At 73.3% G+C, this 23178-nt stretch carries 14 protein-coding genes; 11 read left to right on the forward strand and 3 right to left on the reverse strand.

Translation table 11 applies throughout. The features are described 5' to 3' along the window. Nucleotides 1-37 precede the first annotated feature (37 nt). From ABD223_RS32135 to ABD223_RS32150, 4 genes are all read left to right on the forward strand, one after another. Complete coding sequence (locus ABD223_RS32135) at nucleotides 38-7822, forward strand: RHS repeat-associated core domain-containing protein (protein WP_344040414.1); 7785 nt, start codon at nucleotides 38-40, stop codon at nucleotides 7820-7822. Further along, complete coding sequence (locus ABD223_RS32140; protein WP_344040415.1) at nucleotides 7819-8295, forward strand: immunity 26/phosphotriesterase HocA family protein; 477 nt, start codon at nucleotides 7819-7821, stop codon at nucleotides 8293-8295. Before ABD223_RS32135 ends, ABD223_RS32140 begins: the two co-directional genes overlap by 4 nt. Further along, nucleotides 8292-9218: a Dyp-type peroxidase gene (locus ABD223_RS32145; protein ID WP_344040416.1), complete on the forward strand. Its 927-nt coding sequence runs from the start codon at nucleotides 8292-8294 to the stop codon at nucleotides 9216-9218. Before ABD223_RS32140 ends, ABD223_RS32145 begins: the two co-directional genes overlap by 4 nt. An 85-nt stretch (nucleotides 9219-9303) precedes the next feature. After that, nucleotides 9304-10728 carry a WGR domain-containing protein gene (locus tag ABD223_RS32150; protein WP_344040417.1) on the forward strand — a complete coding sequence of 475 codons (1425 nt, stop codon included), beginning with the start codon at nucleotides 9304-9306 and terminating at the stop codon, nucleotides 10726-10728. Between the two features lie 219 nt (nucleotides 10729-10947). Here ABD223_RS32150 and ABD223_RS32155 read toward each other — a convergent pair whose 3' ends face one another. The 3 genes from ABD223_RS32155 to ABD223_RS32165 form a co-directional block, all read right to left on the reverse strand. Beyond that, complete coding sequence (locus ABD223_RS32155; protein WP_344040418.1) at nucleotides 10948-11223, reverse strand: hypothetical protein; 276 nt, start codon at nucleotides 11221-11223, stop codon at nucleotides 10948-10950. Next, nucleotides 11214-11564, reverse strand: coding sequence for a hypothetical protein (locus ABD223_RS32160; RefSeq protein ID WP_344040419.1), 351 nt, complete (start codon nucleotides 11562-11564; stop codon nucleotides 11214-11216). The genes ABD223_RS32155 and ABD223_RS32160 overlap by 10 nt, the downstream gene beginning before the upstream one ends. A gap of 365 nt (nucleotides 11565-11929) precedes the next feature. Beyond that, nucleotides 11930-13348: a cellulose binding domain-containing protein gene (locus ABD223_RS32165; protein ID WP_344040420.1), complete on the reverse strand. Its 1419-nt coding sequence runs from the start codon at nucleotides 13346-13348 to the stop codon at nucleotides 11930-11932. 297 nt (nucleotides 13349-13645) lie between these two features. On the opposite strand from ABD223_RS32165, the gene ABD223_RS32170 reads away from it, so the two are divergent. The 7 genes from ABD223_RS32170 to ABD223_RS32200 all read left to right on the forward strand — a co-directional run bounded on the left by ABD223_RS32170 (nucleotide 13646) and on the right by ABD223_RS32200 (nucleotide 23054). Continuing rightward, nucleotides 13646-14668, forward strand: coding sequence for a zinc-dependent alcohol dehydrogenase family protein (locus ABD223_RS32170; protein ID WP_344040421.1), 1023 nt, complete (start codon nucleotides 13646-13648; stop codon nucleotides 14666-14668). Nucleotides 14669-14916: 248 nt separating this feature from the next. Then, the gene (locus ABD223_RS32175; RefSeq protein WP_344040422.1) at nucleotides 14917-15834 is read left to right on the forward strand and encodes a glycosyltransferase family 2 protein; all 918 of its coding nucleotides are present in this window, start codon (nucleotides 14917-14919) and stop codon (nucleotides 15832-15834) included. A 9-nt stretch (nucleotides 15835-15843) separates the two neighbouring features. Continuing rightward, nucleotides 15844-17712, forward strand: a complete 1869-nt coding sequence (locus ABD223_RS32180; RefSeq protein WP_344040423.1) for an ABC transporter ATP-binding protein — start codon at nucleotides 15844-15846, stop codon at nucleotides 17710-17712. Next, nucleotides 17709-19493: an ATP-binding cassette domain-containing protein gene (locus tag ABD223_RS32185; protein WP_344040424.1), complete on the forward strand. Its 1785-nt coding sequence runs from the start codon at nucleotides 17709-17711 to the stop codon at nucleotides 19491-19493. Before ABD223_RS32180 ends, ABD223_RS32185 begins: the two co-directional genes overlap by 4 nt. A 355-nt stretch (nucleotides 19494-19848) precedes the next feature. Continuing rightward, a complete protein-coding gene (locus tag ABD223_RS32190; protein WP_344040426.1) occupies nucleotides 19849-21162 on the forward strand; it encodes an ABC transporter substrate-binding protein in 1314 nt (437 codons plus the stop codon). 67 nt (nucleotides 21163-21229) lie between these two features. Beyond that, complete coding sequence (locus ABD223_RS32195; RefSeq protein ID WP_344040427.1) at nucleotides 21230-22174, forward strand: carbohydrate ABC transporter permease; 945 nt, start codon at nucleotides 21230-21232, stop codon at nucleotides 22172-22174. A gap of 1 nt (nucleotide 22175) precedes the next feature. Further along, on the forward strand, nucleotides 22176-23054 hold the full coding sequence (locus tag ABD223_RS32200; protein ID WP_344040428.1) for a carbohydrate ABC transporter permease: 879 nt from the start codon (nucleotides 22176-22178) through the stop codon (nucleotides 23052-23054). Nucleotides 23055-23178: the final 124 nt, after the last annotated feature.

A 23178-nucleotide genomic window follows, 5' to 3' on the forward strand; every position in this document is an offset into this window, starting at 1 on the left:
TGTGCCCCTGCTCGCGACCCGGTTTCGAGGAGACGACGTGCCGCGCTCCGCCAGACGTCTGTCCACCCTGCTCCTGGCCTTCCTGACCGTCGCCGGTTCGGCGGTCGGCCACTCCGACGCCCAACCCCGGCCCGCCGCACCGCAACCGGTCGCCCGGCAAGCCGCGCAGCAGGCGCCCGAGCCGCCGCCCGGTCCCGCCTCCTACGCCTACGACGCCCTCGGGCGGCTCACCGGCGTGGTGGCCGCCGACGGCTCGGTCGCCCGCTACCGCTACGACGCCGCGGGCAACGTGACCGGTGTCGAACGGCTCGGCACCCCCGCGGTCGCGGTGCTGTCGGCGGTGCCGAGCCGGGTGCGCCCCGGCGACTCGATCACCGTCACCGGCAAGGGTTTCGCGGCCACGGGCACCACCGCCCGGATCAACGGCGCGACGGCCGGCGTCACCTCCGCGGAGGAGGGCCGGCTCGTCGTGACCGTCCCGGAGGGCGCCACGAGCGGCCCGCTGGAGGTCACCTCGCCGAACGGCGCCGCCGCCCTCGACGGCATCGTGGTCATCGGCGACGACCGGCCCGCGCTGACCGACTTCACGCCCAAGATCGCCGTCACGGGCGCCGCCATCACGCTCGACGTCGCCAACACCGACCCCGAGTTCGCCAACAACCTGGTGCGGGTCAACGGCGTCCTCGCCCCGGTCACCGCGCGCACCGGCACCAGCCTCGCGGTCACCGTGCCGCCCGGCACGGCCTCCGGCCGGATCTCGTTCAGCACCCCCGCCGGCACCGCCACCGGCTCCGCCGTCCTCGTCGTGCCGCCGTCCGGCGTCGCGCCGGAGAACATCGACTCGGCCGCCGCGATCCCCGTGGACACCGCCACCCAGGTCGCGATCCCCGCCGGGAAGCACGCGCTGCGCCACTTCCCGGCCGCCGACGGCGAGCGCTTCGCCGTCACGCTGAGCGGCGGCACGTTCGGCTCCTGCAACCTCGAAGCCCGCTCCTACGACGAGCGCAACCGGCAGACCGGCTCGGCGTCGTGCCCCGGCACCACCGGCTGGATCGAGACCGGCCCCGCGACCGGAGCGGGCCTGCGCACGATCGTCCTGCGCAACACCTCGGCCAACGCGGGCACAACCTCGGTGACCGTGCACAAGGTGCCCGCCGACCTCGACGCCGGCACGCAGGCACTGGACGGCGCCACCAAGACCGTCACCATCGCCAACCCGGGCCGCAACGGCTTCACCACGTTCCACGGGACCGCGGGTCAGCGGGTCCTCGTCCAGACCAGCGCCACGTCCTCGTCCTTCGGCTGCTGCGACCTGGACTGGTGGCTGGTCGCGCCGGACGGGACCCGCGTCGGCGCCGCCAAGTACGGCAACAGCACCCTCGACACCACAACCCTGCCGCAGACCGGCACCTACCGCGTGCACGTCGACCCGGCCCGCGGGCTCACCGGCTCCACCACGATCGCCGCGTGGGACGTGCCCGCCGACCTCGACGCCGGCGCGCTGGCCCTCGACGGAACCCCGACCGCGGTCGCCATCGCCAACCCGGGTCGCAACGCCTTCACCACGTTCCAGGGCGCCGCGGGTCAGCGGGTGCTCGTCCAGACCAGCGGCACGTCGTCGTCCTTCGGTTGCTGTGACCTGGACTGGTGGCTGGCGGCCCCGGACGGCACGCGAGTGGGTTCGTCCAAGTACGGCAACAGCACGTTGGACACGATCGCGTTGCCGCAGGACGGCACGTACCGGGTGATCTTCAACCCGGCCGCGGCCCTCACCGGCTCCACGTCGGTGAAGGCGTGGAACGTGCCCGCCGATTTCGATGCGGGCGTGCAGGGGTTGGACGGCACGGCGAAGGCGGTCACCTTCACCAACCCCGGTCAGAACGGCTACACCACGTTCCAGGGGACCGCGAACCAGCGGGTGCTGATCCAGACCGGCGGCACGTCGTCGAGCTTCGGTTGCTGTGACCTGGACTGGCAGCTCACCGCGCCGGACGGCACGCGAGTGGGTTCGTCGAAGTACGGCAACAGCACGTTGGACACGATCGCGTTGCCGCAGGACGGCACGTATCGGGTGATCTTCAACCCGGCGGCCGCGCTGATCGGCTCCACGTCGGTGAAGGCGTGGAACGTGCCCGCCGATTTCGATGCGGGCGTGCAGGGGTTGGACGGCACGGCGAAGACCGTCACCTTCGCCAACCCCGGTCAGAACGGTCACACGACGTTCCAGGGCGCCGCGGGTCAGCGGGTGCTGATCCAGACCAGTGGCACGTCGTCGTCCTTCGGTTGCTGTGACCTGGACTGGCAGCTCACCGCGCCGGACGGGACCCGGGTGGGTTCGTCGAAGTACGGCAACAGCACCCTCGACACCATCGCGCTGCCGCAGGACGGCACGTATCGGGTGATCATCAACCCGGCCGCCGCGCTGATCGGCTCGATCACGGTCAAGGCGTGGAACGTGCCCGCGGACTTCGATGCGGGCGTGCAGGGGTTGGACGGCACGGCGAAGACCGTCACCTTCGCCAACCCCGGTCAGAACGGTCACACGACGTTCCAGGGCGCCGCGGGTCAGCGGGTGCTGATCCAGACCAGTGGCACGTCGTCGTCCTTCGGTTGCTGTGACCTGGACTGGCAGCTCACCGCGCCGGACGGCACGCGAGTGGGTTCGTCCAAGTACGGCAACAGCACGTTGGACACGATCGCGTTGCCGCAGGACGGCACGTATCGGGTGATCTTCAACCCGGCCGCCGCGCTGATCGGCTCGATCACGGTCAAGGCGTGGAACGTGCCCGCCGATTTCGATGCGGGCGTGCAGGCGTTGGACGGCACGGCGAAGGCGGTCACCTTCGCCAACCCGGGCCAGAACGGTCACACGACGTTCCAGGGGACCGCGAACCAGCGGGTGCTGATCCAGACCGGCGGCACGTCGTCGAGCTTCGGTTGCTGTGACCTGGACTGGCAGCTCACCGCGCCCAACGGCGCCCGCGTCGGCACGTCGAAGTACGGCAACAGCACCCTCGACACGATCGCGTTGCCGCAGGACGGCACGTACCGGATCGACTTCAACCCGGCCGCGGCCCTCACCGGCAGCACGTCGGTGAAGGCCTGGAACGTCCCCGCCGACCTCGACCTCGGCCCGCTGCCCCTCGACGGCACGGCGAAGCCGGTCACCTTCACCAACCCCGGCCAGGACGCCTTCGCGACGTTCACCGGCGCCGCCAACCAGCGCGTCGTCATCACCTCCACCGGCACGTCGTCGGCGTTCGGCTGCTGCGACCTGGACTGGCAGCTCAACGCGCCCAACGGCAGCCGCGTCGGCGCGGCCAAGTACGGCAACGGCACGCTGGACGTCACGCTGCCCTCGGCCGGCACCTACAGGCTGGTCGTGATGCCCACGGCCGCCCTGGTCGGGTCCGTCACGTTCACCGCGACCCGCCCCGCCGGCGCCGCGTCCGCCAGGACCGAGATCACCCCGGTCGAACCGCAGGCCGAACCGCGGGTCGAGACCCGGGCCGCGTTCCCGGCCGCCCGCAAGCCGGACGCCGCCCGGAACGCCGACGACCTCAGGCCCGCCGCTCGACCCGCCCCCGGACGGGTGCCCGCCGACCTGCGCTCGCCGAACGCGGCCACCCCCGACCCCACCGCGGAACCCGACCTCGCCCCGGCGTGGTCGCCCGACCAGGGCAACATCGACGGCGTCGACTGGGCCACCCGCCGCGCCGACCCCGAGCCGGTGGCCGACCTGGTCGCCGAGCCCGGCAAGACGGCCGTCAGCGGTCACGTGCGCGATCTCGACGGCGCGCCGCTGCGGGGCATCCCGGTGCGCGTCGACGACGTCCGCTCCACCACCGACGACCAGGGCCGGTTCCTGCTCGCCGGCGTCCGGCCCAACGCCACCACGCTCGTCGTGGACGGCTACGCCGCCGAGACCGGTCCGGCCCGCTACGGCACGTTCCGCCTGCGCGCCAAGGTCCGCGAGGGCGCGACCACGCCGCTGGACGCCACGGTCTGGCTGCCGCGCCTGGACATGCGCAACACGGTCGAGATCGGCGCGCCGACCACCCGCGAGACGGTGCTGACCACCCCGGACGTGCCGGGCCTGGAGGTCCGCGTCCCGGCCGGGTCCGTGGTGCGCGACCAGGACGGCGACGTGGTGCGGGAGCTGGGCATCACCGCCATCCCGGTCGACCGGCCGCCATTCCCGCTGCCGCGCAACGGCATCGTGCCCACGTACTTCACCGTTCAGCCGGGCGGCACGTCGATCTTCCCGGACGGCGCGTCGGTGGTGTACCCGAACTACACCGACCTGCCGCCCGGCGCCGAGGTCGACTTCTGGAACTACGACCCGGCGGACAAGGGCTGGTACGTCTACGGCAAGGGCCGGGTCGACGACGACGGCACGCGCGTGGTGCCGGACGAGAAGACCCGGCTGTGGACCCTCGACGGGGCCATGTTCAACACGCCCGGCAACCCGAAGCCGGACAAGCCGTGGTGGCAGGACCTGATCGACAAGCTGTCCGGCGACCCGGTGGACCTGTCCACGGGCCTGCTCACCGACGCCCACACCGACCTCGGCCTCGCCGACACCGTGCCGATCGCGCTCAACCGCATGTACTGGCAGGGCGACGGCAAGGTCCGCGAGTTCGGCCTGAACTCCGGCGCCGACTTCAACATGTTCCTGGCCTCCGAGCGGCAGTACCAGGAGGTCGACCTCTACACGCCCGGCGGCGGCCGGGCGCACTACGTGCGCACCTCGCCCGGCACCGGCTACAGCGACGCGGTGTTCGGCGCGGTCGGCTCACCCGGCCGCTTCACCGGCTCCACCATCGCCCAGGCCAACGGCGACTGGGTGCTGACCCTGCGCGACGGCACCAAGTACTTCTTCCCCTGGTACGCCCGACCGCGCGCGATGCAGGACCGCAACGGCAACCAGGTCACGTTCGTCCGGCCGAGCGGCGCCAACGGCGAGGTCACCCAGATCATCTCGCCCAACGGCCGCTGGATCGCCCTGGAGTACGACTCGACCAACCGCGTCGTCGCGGCGCGCGACAACATCGGCCGGGCCACCTCCTACACCTACGACGGCGCGGGCAGGCTGGCCACCGTCACCGATGTCGCGGGCAAGGTCACCACCTACGCCTACGACAGCGCCAACCGCATCACCCGCATCACCGACGCGCGCGGCGTGGCGTACCTGGACGTCACCTACGACGCCAACGGCCGCGTGCAGCGCCAGGACCTCGCCGACGGGGGCAACTACCAGTTCGCCTACACGCTCGACGGGACCGGCGCGATCACCGAGACGCGCGTGACCCAGCCCAACGGGGCGGTCCGGCGCGTCGCGTTCGACGCCAACCACATGGTCGCGACCGACACCGCGGCCCATGGCACGCCCCTGGCCCGCACCACCACCTACGTGCGCGGGCCGGACAACCGGGTGGACGCCGTCGTCGACCCCTACGGCAGGCGGACCGAGTACACCTACGACGCGGCCCAGCGGATCACCGCGACCACCGGGCTGGCCGGCACCGCGGACGCGTTCGTCAGCGGCACGGTCGCCTACGGGCCGTTCGACCGACCGCTGAGCAGCACCGACGCTGCCGGCCGGACCAGCACCTACACGTACGACGCCAAGGGCAACCCGCTCACCGCCACCGACCCGGCGGGCCGGGTCACCACCACGACGTGGACCTCGACGGGGCAGGTCGCGAAGGTCGCCGACCCCGGCGGCGGCGTCACCTCGTTCACCTACGAGGCGGGCGGCGCGGTCGAGGCGCGGGACCCGCTGGGCCGCACGGCGAAGCACTTCGTCGACGCGGCCGGGCGGCTCGTGCAGGAGACCGACCCGTCCGGCGCGGCGACCCTGACCGCCTACGACGTGTTCAACCAGCCGGTCACCGTCACCGACGCGCTGGGCGGCGTCAGCCGCTTCGGCTACGACGACAACGGCAACCTCACCTCGCACACCGACCAGCGCGGCAAGACCACGCGGTGGACCTACGACGGCCAGGACCGGCCGCTGTCGACCACCGACCCGCTCGGCCGCACCGCCACCACGACCTACGACGCGGCGGGCCGCGCCACGGCGTCGGTCAACCGCTCCGGCACCCGCTCGGAGACCGCGCACGACCTGCTCGACCGGCCGACCTCGACGCGCTTCGGCGTCACCGGGCCGAACGCGCAGGAGTCCCGGCTCACCTACACCTACGACCAGTTCGACCGCCTGACCCAGCTGCACGACACCTCCGGCGGCACGCTCGGCCACACCTACGACGCGCGGGACCGCCTCGTCACCACGACCGGCCCGAACGGCACCGTCGGGTACGGCTACGACGAGGTGGGCAGGCAGACGTCCACCAGCCTGCCCGGCCTGCCCGCCACCACCTACACCTACGACGACTCGGGCGCGTTCACCGGCGTGGCGCGGGGCGGCGAGACCGCCTCGGCGACCCGCGACGCCGCGGGCCGGGTCGAGACCCTCACCCTGCCGGGCGGCTGGACGCAGACCTACGCGTACAACGCCGCGAGCCAGGTCACGGGCATCTCCTACGCGCACGCGGGCACGCCGAAGGGCGCTCTCGGCTACACCTACGACCCGAGCGGCCGGCGCACGTCCGTGACCGGGAGCCTCGCCGGGGTCGTGCTCCCGGCGGCCCGCGCGGACCTGGTGCACGACGACGCCAACCGCCTGGTCTCGGCGGGCGGCGTCGAGCTGGCCTACGACGCCGACGGCAACCTGCTCGGCGACGGGACCACCACCTACTCGTGGAACGCGCGCGGCCAGCTCACCGGCACCAGCCGCGCCGGGCTCGCCTCCACCCACTCCTACGACGCGGCGGGCGCCCGCACCGCCCGCGTGGTCGGCGGCGTCACCACGAGGTTCGTCCACGACGGCGCGAACGCGGTCGCCGAGCTGGACGCCGCCGGCGCGGTCACCGCCGCGCACCTGGCCGGGGGAGTGGACCGGTGGTTCGCCCGCACCGCGGCCGGGGTCACCGACACGACCCTCACCGACGTGCTCGGCTCGCCGATCGCCCTGGGCCGAGGCGACGGGGCGGTGGCCGCGACGACCGCTTACGACCCGTTCGGCGCGCCCGCGGTCACCGGCGACCGCCGCGGTTCGGACCTGGCGTTCACCGGCCGCCAGGACGACGGCACGGGCCTGATGCACTACCGGGCCCGCTACTACAGCCCGGCGTTGCAGCGGTTCGTGTCCGAGGACCCGATCGGCATCGCCGGCGGCACCAACCTCTACGCCTACGCGGCGAACTCGCCGACCAACCTCACCGACCCGTCCGGCCACAACCCGATGCTGGTGGGCTGCCTGGTCGGCGGCCTGCTCGACGGCGGGCTGGACTACGCGGGCCAGCGCCTGTCCGGCCGCAAGGTCGACTGGGGCAGCGTGGGCGCCTCGGCGGCGGCCGGCTGCGCCATGGGCGCCCTCGGCGGGCTCGGCGGGCTGGGCCGGGCGGGCAAGGCGCTCGACGCGATGCCGCCGTTCCCCAAGGCGCTGACCCAGGGCCGCAACGCCGAGGCGGGCGTCGACGTCTACCAGGGCGTCCGCAACGGCGAGTCCGTGTACTCGGGCATCACCAACAACCCGGCCCGCCGGGCGGCCGAGCACACCGGCCGCGACTTCGACCTCAGCCCGGTCACCAGGAACGGCTCGGTGACCCGCGGCGAGGCCCGTGCCATCGAGCAGGCCCTCATCAACCGCAACCGCGGGGAGAACAAGATCAACAGCATCAGCCCGAAGCACCCGTACTACGATCAGGCCGTGAAATGGGGTGAGGCGTGGCTGAACCGCAACGGGTTTCCCCGGTGAACCTCGTCGCGGGTCCGGGCTCGCGCAAGGCCGTGCGACCGGGCGACGTGTTCACCCTGGAGCTGGTCGACGGCAGGCACCTGTTCGGCCGGGTCGTGGCCGCCGACCTGCCCCGTGAGCGGGCGCCCATGCCCGGCGCGAACCTGATCTACCTCTACGAGGCGGTGTCCGGCTCGCCCGAGCCGGACCCGGCCCGCCTGCGCCCGGACGCCCTGCTCGTGCCGCCCCTGTTCATCAACCGCCTGCCGTGGTCCAAGGGCTACTTCCGCACCGTCGCCCACCACGGACCCGCACCGTCCGACCTGCTGGCGGAGCACTGCTTCCGCACCACCACCGGGCAGCACGTCGACCTGGACGGCGAGCCGACCACCCACTCCGAGCCGTGCGGCACCTGGAGCCTGGCCGGGTACCTCTCGGTGGACCGCGAGATCGGCCGCGCCCTCGGCCTGCCGGTCGTGGGCCACGCGCGGTGAGCCCCACGCGCCGCGCCTTCCTGGCCGGGGCCACCGCGACCGCGCTGACCGCGCTGACCGGGTGCGCGGACCCGCCGCCCACCGGGCACCCGGCCCTGCGCCGCCCCCGGGCGGCGGGCGCGGTGGCGTTCCTGGACGTCGGGGACGCCGGTGGCGCCGCGCCGCTGCGGGAGCTGCGGGGCGAGCCCGACGTCCTGGTGGGCCTGGGCGCCCGCCTGGCGCCGGGCACGCCCGGCCTGACCGCCATGCCCGCGTTCCCCGGCGAGGTGCTGCTGCCGGAGCGCAGCAACACCGACGCCTTCCTCCAGGTCGAGGGCGACGACGAGGAGGACTGCCGGGAACGCCTGGACGAACTCCTGGCCGCCCTGCCCGGCGCGCGCGCCACCTGGCGGACCGCCGTCCGCCGCGACACCGTCGACGAACGCCTCCAGCGCAACCCCTTCGGCTTCGTGGAGGGGCAGACCAACAGCGACTCGATCCTCCTGCCCACCGGCGAAACCCTCCTCGCGGTGCGCGTCATCCGCCTGGCGCACCGGCTCTGGGACGCCGACACCCCCGAGCACCAGCGGCGCGTCATCGGCCGCCACCCGGACGGCACCTGGCTCGACGGCGCGCCCGCCCACGCCGGACCCGGCTACGCCGCCGACCCGACCGGCGCGGTCATCCCGCTGGACTCGCACGTGCGCGCCATGAACCCCCGCACCCCGGGCGCGCCCGCGCCCCGGATGCTGCGCCGCTCCTGGACCTACCAGGCGCCGCCGACGCCGCAGGGCGCCCCCGACGGGGGCGTGCTGTTCATGGCCTTCCAGGACGACTTCGACGCGGGCTTCGCCCTGGCCCAGTCCCGGATGCCGGGCGACGCGCTCCACCCCTACCTGCTCGCCGTCGGCGGCGGCTACTACGCGGTGCCGTCGGCCGGCTGAACCCCTGGTCACCGGGCCCGCGCCGGAATTGTCGGTGCCGCTCGGTAGCGTGCGCGCAGTTGACCTTGAAGGGGGAGGCGAGCGGATGTCTGCCACGACGTACCTGGAGCTGTCCGAGGCGGGCGGCGGCGCGCACAAGTTCTACGAGGTGCGGGTCGACGACACCGAGGTCACCATCACCTACGGGCGCATCGGGGAGCAGGGTCAGGTCAGGAGCGCGACCTTCGCCGACCACGCCAAGGCGCTCAAGGCGGCCGAGAAGAAGATCGGCGAGAAGGTGCGCAAGGGCTACGCCCCCGCCGTCAAGGGCGTGCGGCAGCGCCGCGAGGTGAGCCGGCGGCAGATCGTCAGCACCCGCTCCACCGCCCACCAGGCGCCGGTGCTGTGGCGGTTCTCCTCCGGCGCGCCCGCGTTCGGCATCTTCGTCGGCGAGGACCACGCCTGGGTCGGCAACGAGAAGGGCGACGTCTACACCCTCACCCACGACGGCCGGGTGACCGGCCGGTTCGGCCTGCCCGACGCCGTCAAGTGCATCGTGGCCGACGACTTCTGGATCTACGCGGGGTGCGACGACGGCCAGGTGTACGACCTGGGCGCGAAGGTGCCCCGGGTGGCCTACGAGATCGCCGAGGACGTCGACATCTACTGGCTCGACATCCACGACGGCGTGCTCGGCGTGTCCGACCGGCAGGGCCGGGTCACGGTGGTGGACCACGAGGACGAGTTCCAGTGGTCGTGCCCGGCCACCGGCGACCACGCCTGGATGGTCCGCTGCTCGCCGGAGGGCGTCTTCCACGGCCACTCCCGGGGCGTCACCCACTACACCGGCCGCGGCCACCGGGCGTGGCACGCCGACACCGTGGGGGAGGTGCTGTTCGGCTGGCAGGAGCGCGACGAGGTCTTCGCGGGCACCAGCCGGGGCCGGGTGCACCGGTTCGCGAAGTCGGACGGGCGCGAGACGGGTTCCTACCGCTGCGACGCGCCCGTGTTCTCCTGCGCGACCTCGCCCGGCGGCGAGTTCGTCTTCGCGGGCGACAACCAGTCCTCCGTGTACTGCTTCGCCGCCGACGGGACCCGGCTGTGGAAGCTGGCCACCGGGTGCGGCTCGGCGTACTCCATGCAGTACCGCGACGAGCGGCTCTACCTGGTGACCACGGACGGCTCGCTCGCCTGCCTCGACGCGAGCCCGGCCGCCGTGGGCGCGGCCGAGCAGGGGCGGCTGCCGCAGCGCCAGGACATCAAGGCGGGCAGCATCGACCGCGTCGAGGCGACCGCGGAGGTCGAGGTCGTCTCGCACGTCGCCCCGGGCGAGGGCGTGGTCGTCGAGTGCGTGCAGGAAGGCGGCCGGATGAGGGTGCACGTCGTCTCGGACGGGTACGACCGCTCGTGGGGCGTGCAGTTCCCCAAGCACATCCGCGTGCCCGGCGCCCGGTACCTGGTCACCGAGGTGCTGACCTCGGCGAGCGGGTCGTTCTACCGCACCCGAGGGGAGATCAAGCGCCTTCGCTGAGCGCCGGGGGCGAGGTCGGGGCAGGCTGCTGCGGGCTCGGACTCGACGCACTCGTCGCGCGCCGGACCGGGCGATCCGCCGGCCGCTGCGGGCTCGGGCCTGGCCTGGTGCTGGCGTGGGCCTGGGCTGGTGCTGGTGCTGGTCTGGGGCCTTGTCTGGGTCTGGGCCTGGGCGTGGTGGCTGTGCGGGTGTTCCGGCTGTGCGGGCGTGGCGGCGCGGTCAGGCCCAGCTCTCCAGCAGCGCGTCCTGGACCCGCCCCGACCGCTGGTACAGCGTGATCAGCAGCGCGCGAACCCCCTCCAGCTCCCGCGACAACGCGATCGTCGTGCCGGGGTGGTCCCGGGCGCGTTCGAGGTGCCCGATGGCCTCGGCGACCCGACCGGCGTCCGCGAGGCAGCGGGCCGGCCAGTAGCGCGCGCCGATCAGGTCGGGATCACCCGGGCCGAGCAGGCGTTCACGCTCGCGGAGCGAGTCGCGCAGCAACTTCAGCGCCACCGCGCCGCGCCCTGCCGCGTGGTGCGCCAGGGCGAGGTTGCGCCGACTGCCCAGCGCCTCGCGGTCGTCGCCCGCCGATCACCGTCCCGCCGGGTGACGGCGGCGAGCGCCTGCCACGTGCGTGCCGAGAACGGCGAGTCCACGACCTCCCGCTCGGCCCGGGGATCCTCCAACCCGATCAGCAGTCCGTGCGGGTTGAGCTCCCGCACCCGGTCGAGCGCGGCCCGGTCCGGCGCGGCGGTGGACCAGACCAGGCGGCCCTCCACGAACACGGCGTCGTCCAGCCGTTCAGCCTCGCCCCGCAGTACCGCGTGGGGCAGGTCCTCCAACCACTCCCGCAACCGTGCGCGACCGCCTGGTCGCCCTCCTCGTGGTCGCAGTCGTCGGGGGAGTGCGGCGGGTCCTCCCGCTCCTGGTCCTCGATCGCCGCCGCGTGTTCGAGGTCGCCGTGACCGGACGGACCCGCCGGTGGGCCACGCCGAGGTGGAAGGTGCCGAGGTGGAAGGTGCCGAGGTGGAAGGTGGCGTCGCCGCCGACCTGGATGATCGAGCTGTTGCCCTCCGCGCGGGCGTCCTGCGCGGAATCGCCGAACCCGGTCATCGCCCCCACCGCACACTCGGCACGCCGATCCGGCACGAGCTACCGGGTCGCGGCGCGCCGGTGGGCGCAGGATCGCGGTTGTCGGCGGGCCGGGGCGGCGGTCCCGCTACCAGGTCAGCGGCAGGCCGGCGAGGAACGCGCCGAGCCGTTCGGAGATGACCCGGTGGTCGTTGGCGGAGGGGTGCCAGTGGCAGCCGAGGTAGTCCAGGCCGGTGTTGTCGTAGTACCAGTGGCGGACGCGGTCGTCGCCCCTGCCGTTGCGCTCGGCCACGACCTGGCGCGTGGCGTCGGCCAACGCGGTGGTGTTGGACATGTGGGTGGCGCTGACGACGATCACGGTGTCGTCGCCGTAGCGGGCGCGGAGCTTGTCGAGGAAACCGTGGTAAGCGGTCCGGTAGTCGGCGACCAGGCTCTCGGGGGTCCACGGCTCGCCCGGGTTGAGGGCGGTCGAGAAGTCGTTGATGCCGAGGCCGACCACGACCAGTTGCGGTCGCCAGCTCGCCGGTTTCCGCCACACGTCGCCGTCGACGGCCAGCAGGGCGCGGTCGTAGTAGGTGCGGTAGCTCGTGCCGGGTTCGCCGCCGTTGTAGTTGCGCACCATGCCCCGGCCGGAGAAGGCGTTGACCTGGTAGTCCGCGCCCAGCCGGCGGGCGGTGAGCGGGCCGAAGGCCAGGTCGGCGTTCGTGGTGCGGTTGACCTCGTCGCCGGTGCAGTCCCGGCCGGCGGACGTGTTGCCGTAGCCGGCGGTGTAGGAGTCGCCGATGAACTCGGCCTGCCTGGCGCGGGCGGCGGGCTTGGCGAGGACCTCGCCGCCGGGCGCGGCGACGAAGCCGCCGAACGCGCTGGTGGCCCACTGGCTCTCGCTGCGCTTGACCAGCCGGACGGTGTGCTCGCCGTCACGGAGGCCGGTGACCCAGTGCGTGCCGGCGGCCGGGGTCACCAGGGTCGCGGCGGTGGTCCCGTCGACCTGGACCTCATAGTCGGCCGCGGTGTCCTGGAGGACGACGCCGACGCCGGTGCCGCGGAAGCGTCCCTCGAAGTAGACGCCGGGCCAGCTGAAGCGCGCGGAGCCGCCGTCGTCCTGCACCCGCCCCGCCGTGTGGAACCGGTCGAGGACGCCGGTCCCGGCGCAGGCGACGCCGTCGAGGGCGAAGTTCGCCGGGCCCGGGTTGGCCGAGGTGAACGTGCCGGAGAACCCGATCGAGGTGGACGCGCCCGTGGCCAGGGAGCCGTTCCAGACCTGGTTCGCGGCCGTGACGTGGTCGCCGCTCTGGCGCCAGAGCGCGCCCCAGCCCTGCACGACCCTCTGCCCGGGGTCGCGGAAGTCGAAGCCGAGCGACCACCTGGTGACGGGGTCGCCCAGGTTGGTGATCTTGAGGATGCCGTGGAAACCGCCTGGCCACTGGCTCGCCACCGCGTAGTCGACCCGGCAGCCCGGTGCGGCGGCCACGGCTTGGGGCAGCAGCGGTCCCGTGAGGCCGAGGACCGTAGCGCACGCCGTGAGCACAGCTGTGGAACGCTTCACCGAGCTCCTCCTCGTCATGGCCCCACCCTGTCCTGGGAGCGCTCCCAGGACAGGGTGGGGAGCTCCGCAGTCTCGGACCGTACAAGGGTCGCGACGGCGCGTACAGGGCGTGGACGGGCAGGGCGCGGGAAAGGGTGCGGCGAACCGCAGGTGGCTGCCGGCGGCAGCCCGGACACCACCGGGCGCGAACTCGTTCACCCGTGCCCGGAGGTTTAACCGGCGTCCCCCATGGAACGCCTCGGACCAGACCCCGGCCGCACCCGGTGGAGGGTCGTCGAGGAACGAAGGAGGACCACCGTGCGCGGTGTTGTGCTGCACGCCCCCGGCGACGTCCGGGTGGAGGAACGCGACGACCCGGTGATCGTCGCGCCGACCGACGCGGTCATCCGCCTGTCCGCGACCTGCGTCTGCGGGTCGGACCTGTGGCCGTACCGGGGGGTCGAGGAGGTCGACGGGCCCTCCCCGATGGGGCACGAGTACGTCGGCGTCGTGGCGGAGGTGGGCGGCGAGGTCCGGGACGTGCGGCCGGGGCAGTTCGTGGTCGGCTCGTTCTTCGCCTCGGACAACACCTGCGAGCTCTGCCGGGCCGGCTACCAGAGCTCCTGCGTCCACCGGGTGCCCATCGGCGGCATCGGCGCCCAGGCGGAGTACCTGCGCGTCCCGCTGGCCGACGGCACCCTCGTGGCCACTCCGGGCACGCCACCCGACGACCTGGTCCCGAGCCTGCTCGCGGCCTCCGACGTGCTGGGCACCGGCTGGTTCGCCGCCGTGGCCGCCGAGGTCGGTCCGGGCAAGACCGTCGCGGTCGTCGGCGACGGCGCGGTGGGCCTGCTCGGCGTGCTCGCGGCCAGGCAGCTCGGCGCGGCGCGGATCATCGCGATGAGCAGGCACGAGTCGCGCCAGGCGCTGGCCCTGGAGTACGGGGCCACCGACATCGTCACCGAGCGCGGCGACGAGGGCGTGGCCCGGGTCAAGGACCTCACGGACGGGCTCGGCGCGCACTCGGTCATCGAGGCCGTGGGCACCCAGGAGTCGATGATGCAGGCCATCCGCTCCACCCGGCCCGGCGGGCACGTCGGCTACGTCGGCGTCACCCACGACGTCGCCCTGCCCGGCATGGACCTGTTCTTCTCCCACGTCCACCTGCACGGCGGGCCCGCCCCCGTGCGCCGCTTCCTGCCCGAGCTGGTCGACCTGATCTGCGACCGGCGGATCGACCCCGGCAAGGTCTTCGACCTCACCCTGCCGCTGGACCGGGCGCCCGAGGGCTACGAGGCGATGGACGAGCGCCGCGCCATCAAGACCCTCCTGACCGTCTGACCGGCCGCGGTCGTGGACCCGCGCCACCACTCCTCCCGCGGCCCCGAGCCCACCGGCCGGTGAGGCGACGTGCGTGCGGGCGACCGCACGCACGTGCCCGCCGGCCGCGGGAACTTCGCCCGCGATGTTGACCGGTGCTCGCGAACCTCGGCACACTCGCGCGGTGATCGGTGCCGGCACGGCCGTCGGAGCCCCGCGGCGCGGCCGATCACCGACGGCCTTGGCGGCACCTCTGAGGAGAGCCTCTCGTGGGTAGCTCATTGCGTTGCACGGTGGTCATCCCGACCTACAACAGGAGGCGGTTGCTGGAGCTGACGCTCGACGCGCTCGCCAAGCAGGACCTGCCCCGCGACCAGTTCGAGGTGCTGGTCGTCGACGACGGTTCCAGCGACGACACGGCGGCCGCGGCGCGGGGGTTCGCGGACCGGCTCGACCTGCGGTACTTCCACCAGCCCGACGAGGGCTACCGGGTCGCCCGGGCGCGGAACATCGGCCTCCGGCACGCCAGGGGCGAGATCAGCGTCTTCGTCGACTCCGGGGTGCTGCTGCACTCCGCGAGCCTGCGCGCGCACGTGACCGCCCACGAGGCCTCCCCGGAACCATTGGCGCTCAACGGGTACGTGTACTGCTTCAACCTCGACAACGAGGACGCCCGGCTCATCCGCAAGTCCGTCGACGTCGACGACGTCGACTCGACCATCGCGTCCATGGAGCGGACGGGGTCGTGGCTGGACGTGCGGGAACCGTTCTACGCCCGGCACTCCGACGACTTCGGCCACTTGCCCGCGCCGTGGCTGATGTACTGGACCTGCCACGCGTCGGCGCGGACGGAGCAGGTGCGCTCGATCGGCATGTACGACGAGGCGTTGCGGCAGTGGGGCGGTGAGGACCTCGACCTCGCCTACCGGCTGCACCGCGACGGCGCCCGGTTGCGGGTGCTCCGGGAGGCGAGCTCCATCCACTACCCGCACGAGAAGGACCACGAGGACAACAGCAGGGCCGCCCGAGAGAACTACCGCTACATCGCGGACAAGTACGGCACGCCGATCATCCGGTTGCTGACCGAGACGCCCGCGATCCGCTTCTCGGCGTTCAACGACGTCATCGAGGAACGCGGGCTGCCGGGCTGCGCCGAGTACCTGGCGCGGAACAACGCCGCCGGGTAGGCGACCGGCATGGGGAACGGCTCCTGGGTCGCCACCGCGCGACAGCAGCTCGCCGCCCGACGGGACATCGCCCGGTTGCTGCCCCGCGCCGGTCGGGGGCTGGTCGTCGCCCTGGCGGCGGTCAACCTGCTGCTCGGGTGCCTCCCGGTCGTGTTCACCGTGGCGACGGCGGTGGTGCTCGGGCGGGTGCCCGCGGCCGTCGAAGCGGGGCCGGCGTCCGGCGAGTGGGACTCCCTGGTCGCGGTGTTCGGCGTCGCGGCGGGCGCGTTCGTCGCCAGGCAGCTGCTGTCCCCGGTGGAGCGGGCCATGGGGGAGCTGGTGGCGCGACGGGTCGACGGCCGGGTGTTCGACGAGCTGATGGCCGCGTCGCTGCGCAGCCCCGGCCTCGGCCCGCTGGAGGACCAGCAGGCGCTCGACGCGCTCCGGACCGCCGCGCGGGAGGTGGAGTTCGGCGTGCAGAGCCCCGGCCGGGCCGCCACCGGCCTGCTCGCGCTGATCGCCCGGTACACCGAGCTGGCCGGCAGCGCGGTCGCGGTGGGGGTGGTGTTCTCGTGGCCCGCGGCGACGGCCCTGGTCGTCACCGTGCTGCTGTTCCGCCACGGTCAGCGCGGCGGGCTGCGCCGGTACGCCAGGACCCGGTCCCTGCTCGCCGCGGACCAGCGCGAGGTCGACTACCTGCGCGAGCTGGCCGGCGGGGCCGCCGCCGGCAAGGAGATCCGGGTCTTCGGCCTGGCCGGCTGGCTGCGGCAACGCCTGCGGGACACCCACCTCCGCTTCCTCGAACCCCTCTGGGCCGAGCGCCGCGCCGTCTACCTGTGGCCGTTCGTCCGGTTCTCGGTCGTGGGCCTCGCGGTCACGGGCGCGGTCTTCGCGGCGCTCGGCGCGACGGCGCACGAGATGACGCTCACCGGGTTCGTCCTCGTCGCGACGGCGACGCTCGGCCTGCTGCGGCTGGCCGACCACTACCCGGAGGCGGACCTGCCGACCGCGATCGGCATGAGGGCGCACGACGCGGTGCGGCGGTTCGCCGAGCACGTCGACGCCCACGAGGGCGGCCCCGGTCCCGCGCGGCGGCCCGCGGCGCCCACGCCGGTCCGCGCCATCCGGTTCGAGCAGGTCGGCTTCTGCTACCCCGGGCAGCGGCGGGCGGTCTTCGACGGCCTGGACCTGACGATCCCCGTCGGCCGCTGCACGGCCGTCGTCGGCGTGAACGGCGCGGGCAAGACCACCCTGGTCAAGCTGCTCGCCAGGCTCTACGAGCCGACCTCCGGCAGGATCACGCTGGACGGCGTCGACATCCGCGAGTTCCCGCTCGACGAGTGGCGCGCCGCGCTCGGCGTGATCTTCCAGGACTTCGTGCGGTACGAGGCGTCCGTCGCGGACAACGTCGGGCTCGGCGCGGTCGGCTCCCTGGACGACCGGGCGACGATCCGCGAGGTCGTCGACTCGGTCGGCCTGTCGGAGGCCGTCGCCCGCCTGCCCCTGGGGCTGGACACGCCGCTGGCGCGGCACCTCACCGGCGGTGCGGAGCTGTCCGGCGGCCAGTGGCAGCGCGTCGCGCTGGCCAGGGCGTTGTTCGCGCTGCGCCACGGGTCCTCGGTCGTGGTGCTGGACGAGCCGACGGCGAGCCTGGACGTGCGCGCGGAGGCCGGCTTCTTCGCCGAGTTCGCCCGCCTCGCCGAGGGCGCGACCACCCTGCTGATCTCCCACCGGTTCTCGACCGTGCGGCACGCCGACCTCATCGTCGTCCTGGAGCACGGCCGGGTCACCGAGCAGGGCGGCCACGCGGACCTGCTGGCCCGCGACGGGCGCTACGCGGAGCTGTTCCGGCTCCAGGCGGACCGGTTCACCGGCGCGGTCGAGGGGGTGGCCGGGTGAAGGTCCTCCTGTCCGGCGCGTGGACCATGATCGCCACGGCGTGGCGGTTGAACCCGCGCAAGACGGCGCTGGCGGTGGTCCTGGTGACGGCCGGGGCCGTCGCCGCGCCGCTGCTGGCGGCCGCGCTCGGTTGGATGACCCGGGAGGTCGTCGCGGGCGCCGCGGCGCCCGCGGTGCTCGCCGGCGCGGGCGTCGCCGTGCTGGCGGTGCTGGCGCTGGTCCTCTCGCACTTCGCCCACCTGGCCTACTACGAGCTGGCCGAACTGGCCGAGCTGGACTTCGACGAGCGCGTGATCGAGGTGTCGAACGGTTCGGCGGGCATCGAGCACCACGAGCGGGCCGAGCACGCCGACACGTGGACGGTGCTGCGGCAGGAGGGCAGGCGGTTCCGCAGCGGCCTGGAGGCGCTGCTCGGCGGTGTCGGCCTCGTCCTGGCCATGGCGCTCACCGCGGTCCTGCTGGCCGCGCAGAACCCGCTGCTGTTGCTGCTGCCCGCCGCCGCGGCGCCGCCCCTGCTCGCCGGCCGCGCGGCCGAGCGGGTGCTCGACCGCGCCAGGACCGCGACCGCCGAGCCGACCAGGACCGCGCTCAACCTGTTCCACCTGGCGACCTCCGCCCGCCTGGCCGGTGAGCTGCGGGTGTCCCGGGTCCAGGGAGAGCTGCGCGCCCGGCACGACCGGTTGTGGGAGGAGGCGACGCGGGGCCTGTGGCGCGCGCACCTGACCGCCACGGTGATCCGCGCGGCGGGCCAGGTCGTCTTCGCGCTCGCCTACGTCGCCGGCGTGCTGCTGGTGGTGCGCGACGCGATGGCCGGGCGGCGCGGTGTCGGCGACGTCGTGCTGGTGGTCGTGCTCGCCGCCCAGGTCAACCAGCAGGTCGCCACGGCCGTCACGCTCCTGGGCGACCTCCAGCGGATGGCGGGCGCGTACCGGCGCCTCACCGAGGTCGCCGAGTCGGTGGCCGGTGCCGCTCCGGCGCTCCCCGCCGGTTCGCCGCCGCGCCGGCTGTGCGACGGGATCGAGCTGTCCGGGGTGGCCTTCACCTACCCGGGCACCGCGGCGCCCGTGCTGCGCGAGGTCGACCTCCACCTCCCGGCCGGCTCCACCGTCGCGATCGTCGGCGAGAACGGCGCGGGCAAGTCGACGCTGGTCAAGTTGCTCTGCGGGTTCTACCGGCCGTCCGCGGGCCGGATCCTGGTCGACGGCGCCGACCTGCGCGACGTGCCGGTCGACGAGTGGCGCGCGCGGATCGCGGCCGGGTTCCAGGACTTCGTCCGCTACGAGTTCCCGGCCCAGCACGTGGTCGGCCTCGGCGACCTGCCGAGGGCGTCGTCGGAACCGGCCGTCCGCGCGGCCCTGGACCGCGCCGACGCCGCCGACGTGCTCGACGACCTGCCCGACGGCCTGCGCACCCACCTCGGCAAGAGCTACGCCGACGGCGCGGAGCCGTCCGGCGGCCAGTGGCAGAAGTTGGCGCTGGGCCGGGCCATGATGCGCGAGGCGCCCCTGCTCCTGGTGCTCGACGAGCCGACGTCGGCGCTGGACCCGGAGGCGGAGCACGCCCTGTTCCAGCGGTACGCCGACCACGCGAAGCGGGTCGCCGGCCGGACCGGGGGCGTCACCGTCTTCGTGTCACACCGGTTCTCCACGGTGCGCACGGCCGACCTGATCGTGGTGGTCGGGGACGGCCGCGTGGTGGAGGCCGGTGACCACGCCGCGCTCATCGCCGCGGCGGGCACCTACGCGGAGTTGTTCGCGCTCCAGGCGAAGGCGTACAGCTGAGCGCTTGACGACGGGGCGCCCACCCCGCGTCCACCGCCCTGTCCGACCCGCGCACAGATCTTGTTAGCGCTAACAGCCACTGGTTCGACACTCGCCGGGCACCGGTGGGGCCGACCGCGCGGATCGCCGGTCCGGCCACGTCCCCGGGCTTGACCGCCGGTGTGACCGGGGTTACCTTTTTGAAAGCGTTTTCGGGAACGTCTTCGGTGATCTGGCGGCTCAGGTCGACCGAAATATCCTGACTGGCAGCCCTCTTCAGAAGACCGCGCGTGAACCGCGCCAGGTGTACGCGCCCTAGATCCGAAAGTGCTTTCGGAAGGTTCCGCGGACAGCCGACACATCGGGAGATCACCCCATGACCAGGACGCGAACGCGCGGCCGACACCGACGTCTCGTCGCCGTCGCGACGGCCGTCGCCACCACGGCCGCGCTCACCGCCTGCGGCGGCTCGGACGGCGACGCCGCCACCGACGTCGCCGCGGGCGGCGTGGAGGGGGTCGACGACGGCTCCACGCTGACCTTGTGGACCCGGGCCCCGCTGGAGTTCCAGGCCAACCTGTTGGTCGAGGCGTACAACAAGACGCACGAGAACAAGGTCGAGCTGACCATCACCCCCAACGACGACTACGTCTCGCGGGTCGGCGCCGCCGCGGGCAGCGGTGACCTGCCCGACCTGTTCGCCGCCGACATCGTCTACGTCCCCAACTGGACCGAGGCCGGCCTCTTCGCCGACATCAGCGGGCAGGTCGAGCGGCTGCCCCACGTCGACGAGATCAACAAGGGGCACCTGGACGCGGGCACGCGGGACGACGCGAGGCACGTCCTGCCGTTCGTGCTCGACCTGTCGATGATGTTCTGGAACAAGGCGCTCTACCAGGAGGCCGGGCTCGACCCCGAGCAGGGCCCGACGACCCTGGCGGAGTTCGCCGAGCACGCCAAGGCCGTGCAGGGGCTCGGCAAGGAAGGCGTCCACGGCACGTCCTTCGGCGGCAACTGCGGCGGCTGCAACGTCTTCACCTGGTTCCCCGTGATGTGGGCCTCCGGTGACGACCCGCTGCCCGACGGCGGCGCCAGGAGCGGTCTGGACAGCCCGTCGGCCCAGGAGGTCTACCGCACCTGGCGCGACCTGTGGGCCTCGGGCGCGGTCGACCCGGCCAGCCGGGACGAGACCGGCGCCAGCTGGGTCGCGGCCTTCCAGCAGGGCGAGGTCGGCGTCATGCCGTACCCGGCGACCCTGCTGGCCACGGCCGACAAGACCGTCGACGTCGGCGTGGCGCCCATCCCGGGCGTCGACGGCGGCGCGTCGACCTTCGTCGGCGGCGACGGGATCGGCATCTCCAAGGACTCCCGGCAGGCCGCGCAGGCGTGGAACTTCCTGTCCTGGCTGATGTCCGAGGAGGCCCAGGTGGGCGTCCTGGCGGCCAACAACAGCACGGTCGCCCGGTCCGACCTGGTCGACAACGAGTTCACCCGGGAGGACCCCCGCCTGCTGGCGATCAACCAGGTCGCCGCGGCGCCCGACAGCAGGACCCCGGTGGCGGTGAACTTCCAGCAGGCGTTCAACGCGCCGGGCAGCCCCTGGGTGACGCTGCTGCGCAACCAGGTGTTCGAGGGCGGTGCCGACCTGGCGGCGGACAACACCGCGGTCTCGGAGGTCCTGGGCCGGTAGGCCGCGCACGTGGCGCCTGGACCCGGCAGGCGCCCTCCCGCCGTCCCTCCCTCGAACCGAGGATGCGATGACCACCTCCCTCAAGCGCGCACCCGACGTCCCGGACGAAGCCGTTCCCCCGCCACCGCGCCACCGCGCCAGGACCCGCCGCCGCCTGACCGGCTGGGCCTACGCCGCGCCGACCGCGCTGTTCGTCACCCTGTTCTTCGTCGTGCCCGTCCTGCTCGTCGGCCGGATGTCGGTGTCGGACTGGGGCCTGTTCGCGGGCGACCGGGGGATCAACCTCCCGGACAACTTCACCGACGCCGTCGACCTGCGGCTGTTCTGGCCCGCGGTCCGGTTCACCGTCAAGTACACGGTGATCACGACCGCCATCCTGGTCGGCCTGTCCCTGGGCCTGGCGCTGCTGGTGCAGGAGTCCACGCGGTGGACGGGGTTCCTGCGCACCGCCATCCTGGTGCCGAGCGCGCTGGGGCTGGCCTCCGCGTCGCTGCTGTTCTACGCGCTGTACTCCCCGCAGAGCGGCCCGTTCGGGGAGGTGCTGCGCGACGTCGGCCTGGCCGACGGCCCGGTGTCGTTCCTGGGCACCCCCGACGCCGCGCTGTGGTCGACGGTCGCCCTGATCGTCTGGCGCTTCGCGGGCTTCTACACGCTGCTGCTGCTCGTGGCGCTCCAGGGCATCTCCGCCGAGCTGTACGAGGCCGCCGAGCTGGACGGCTGCAACCGGCTCCAGCGGTTCACCAGGATCACCCTGCCGCTGCTGCGGCCGTCGCTGGCGATGTGCACGATCCTGTGCGTCACCGGGTCGCTGCTGGCGTTCGACCAGTTCTACATCCTCACCAAGGGCGGACCGGACAACGGCACGATGACGATCGTCCAGCTGATCTACAACGCCGCGTTCCAGGGCGGCAACGACCTCGGCCTCGCCGCCGCCCTCTCGATCATCGTGCTGGTGGCGCTGCTGGTCCTCAACGCCGGGCAGTTCCGCTGGTTGCGCAAGGGGGACGGCTGACATGGCGACCACACCCGACACCCGCGCCGCGCGGCGCGCGCCCGACGGCCGGGGCTCCTCGCTCGCGGGCATCGCCGTGCGCACGCCCTACTACGTCCTGACCGGCGGCCTGGCGCTGCTGTTCCTGTTCCCGATGGCGTGGGCGGCGGTCGCGTCCGTCGCACCGCAGGCGGGCACGGCGCAGACCGACGGCTGGGGCTTCGCCAACTACGGCACGCTCGCGGACTACCAGGCCGGCATCGGGCAGTACCTGCTCAACAGCGTGATCGTCGCCGGGCTCGCGGTCGTGTTCACCACCACGATCGCCCTGCTGGGCGGCTACGCGTTCGCGCGGTTCGACTTCCCGGGCAAGGACCTGCTGTTCCTGGTGACGCTGGCGATCCTCACGGTCCCCTACGCCACCCTGCTCATCCCGCTCTACGTGCTGCTCAACGAGCTGGGCCTCCAGAACTCGCTGCTCGGCCTGGCGCTGGTGCTGACGATGTTCCAGCTGCCGTTCGCCACGTTCATGATGCGCATCTCGTTCGAGTCGGTGCCCAAGGAGCTGGAGGAAGCGGCCTACGTCGACGGCTGCGGCACCTTCACGGCCCTGCGCCGCGTGCTCCTGCCCGCCGTCCAACCGGGGCTGGTCACGGTCGGCCTGTTCGCCTTCCTGGCGGCGTGGAACGACTTCATCACCCCGCTGGTGCTGATCAGCGACTCGGACAAGGCGCCGCTGCCGCTGGCGGTCGCCAACCTCCGCCAGCAGGTCATGGGCGTCATCGACTACGGGGCGACGGAGGCCGGCGTGGTCGTGCTGGCCGTGCCCTGCGTCTTCCTGTTCCTCGTGCTCCAGCGGCAGTACGTCCGCGGGTTCATGTCCGGCGCGCTCAAAGGCTGATGATGACTCCTGAAGCAGTTCACCTCGGCGAGGGGCCCACGCACACCACCCCGACGCCCGCCACCCCCGTGCCCGAACTCTCGGTTTCCGATCCCTCTGCGTTCGATCCCTCGGCTTCGGGTCG

It is taken from the genome of Saccharothrix xinjiangensis (genome assembly GCF_039527585.1).
Lineage (GTDB): Bacteria > Actinomycetota > Actinomycetes > Mycobacteriales > Pseudonocardiaceae > Actinosynnema > Actinosynnema xinjiangensis.

Bases quoted from the DNA above. Each gene is read 5' to 3' on its own strand.
- ABD223_RS32150 (WP_344040417.1), top strand. From the start codon at position 9,304: ATGTCTGCCACGACGTACCTGGAGCTGTCCGAGGCGGGCGGCGGCGCG.
- ABD223_RS32180 (WP_344040423.1), top strand. From the start codon at position 15,844: ATGGGGAACGGCTCCTGGGTCGCCACCGCGCGACAGCAGCTCGCCGCC.
- ABD223_RS32190 (WP_344040426.1), top strand. From the start codon at position 19,849: ATGACCAGGACGCGAACGCGCGGCCGACACCGACGTCTCGTCGCCGTC.
- ABD223_RS32195 (WP_344040427.1), top strand. From the start codon at position 21,230: ATGACCACCTCCCTCAAGCGCGCACCCGACGTCCCGGACGAAGCCGTT.
- ABD223_RS32200 (WP_344040428.1), top strand. From the start codon at position 22,176: ATGGCGACCACACCCGACACCCGCGCCGCGCGGCGCGCGCCCGACGGC.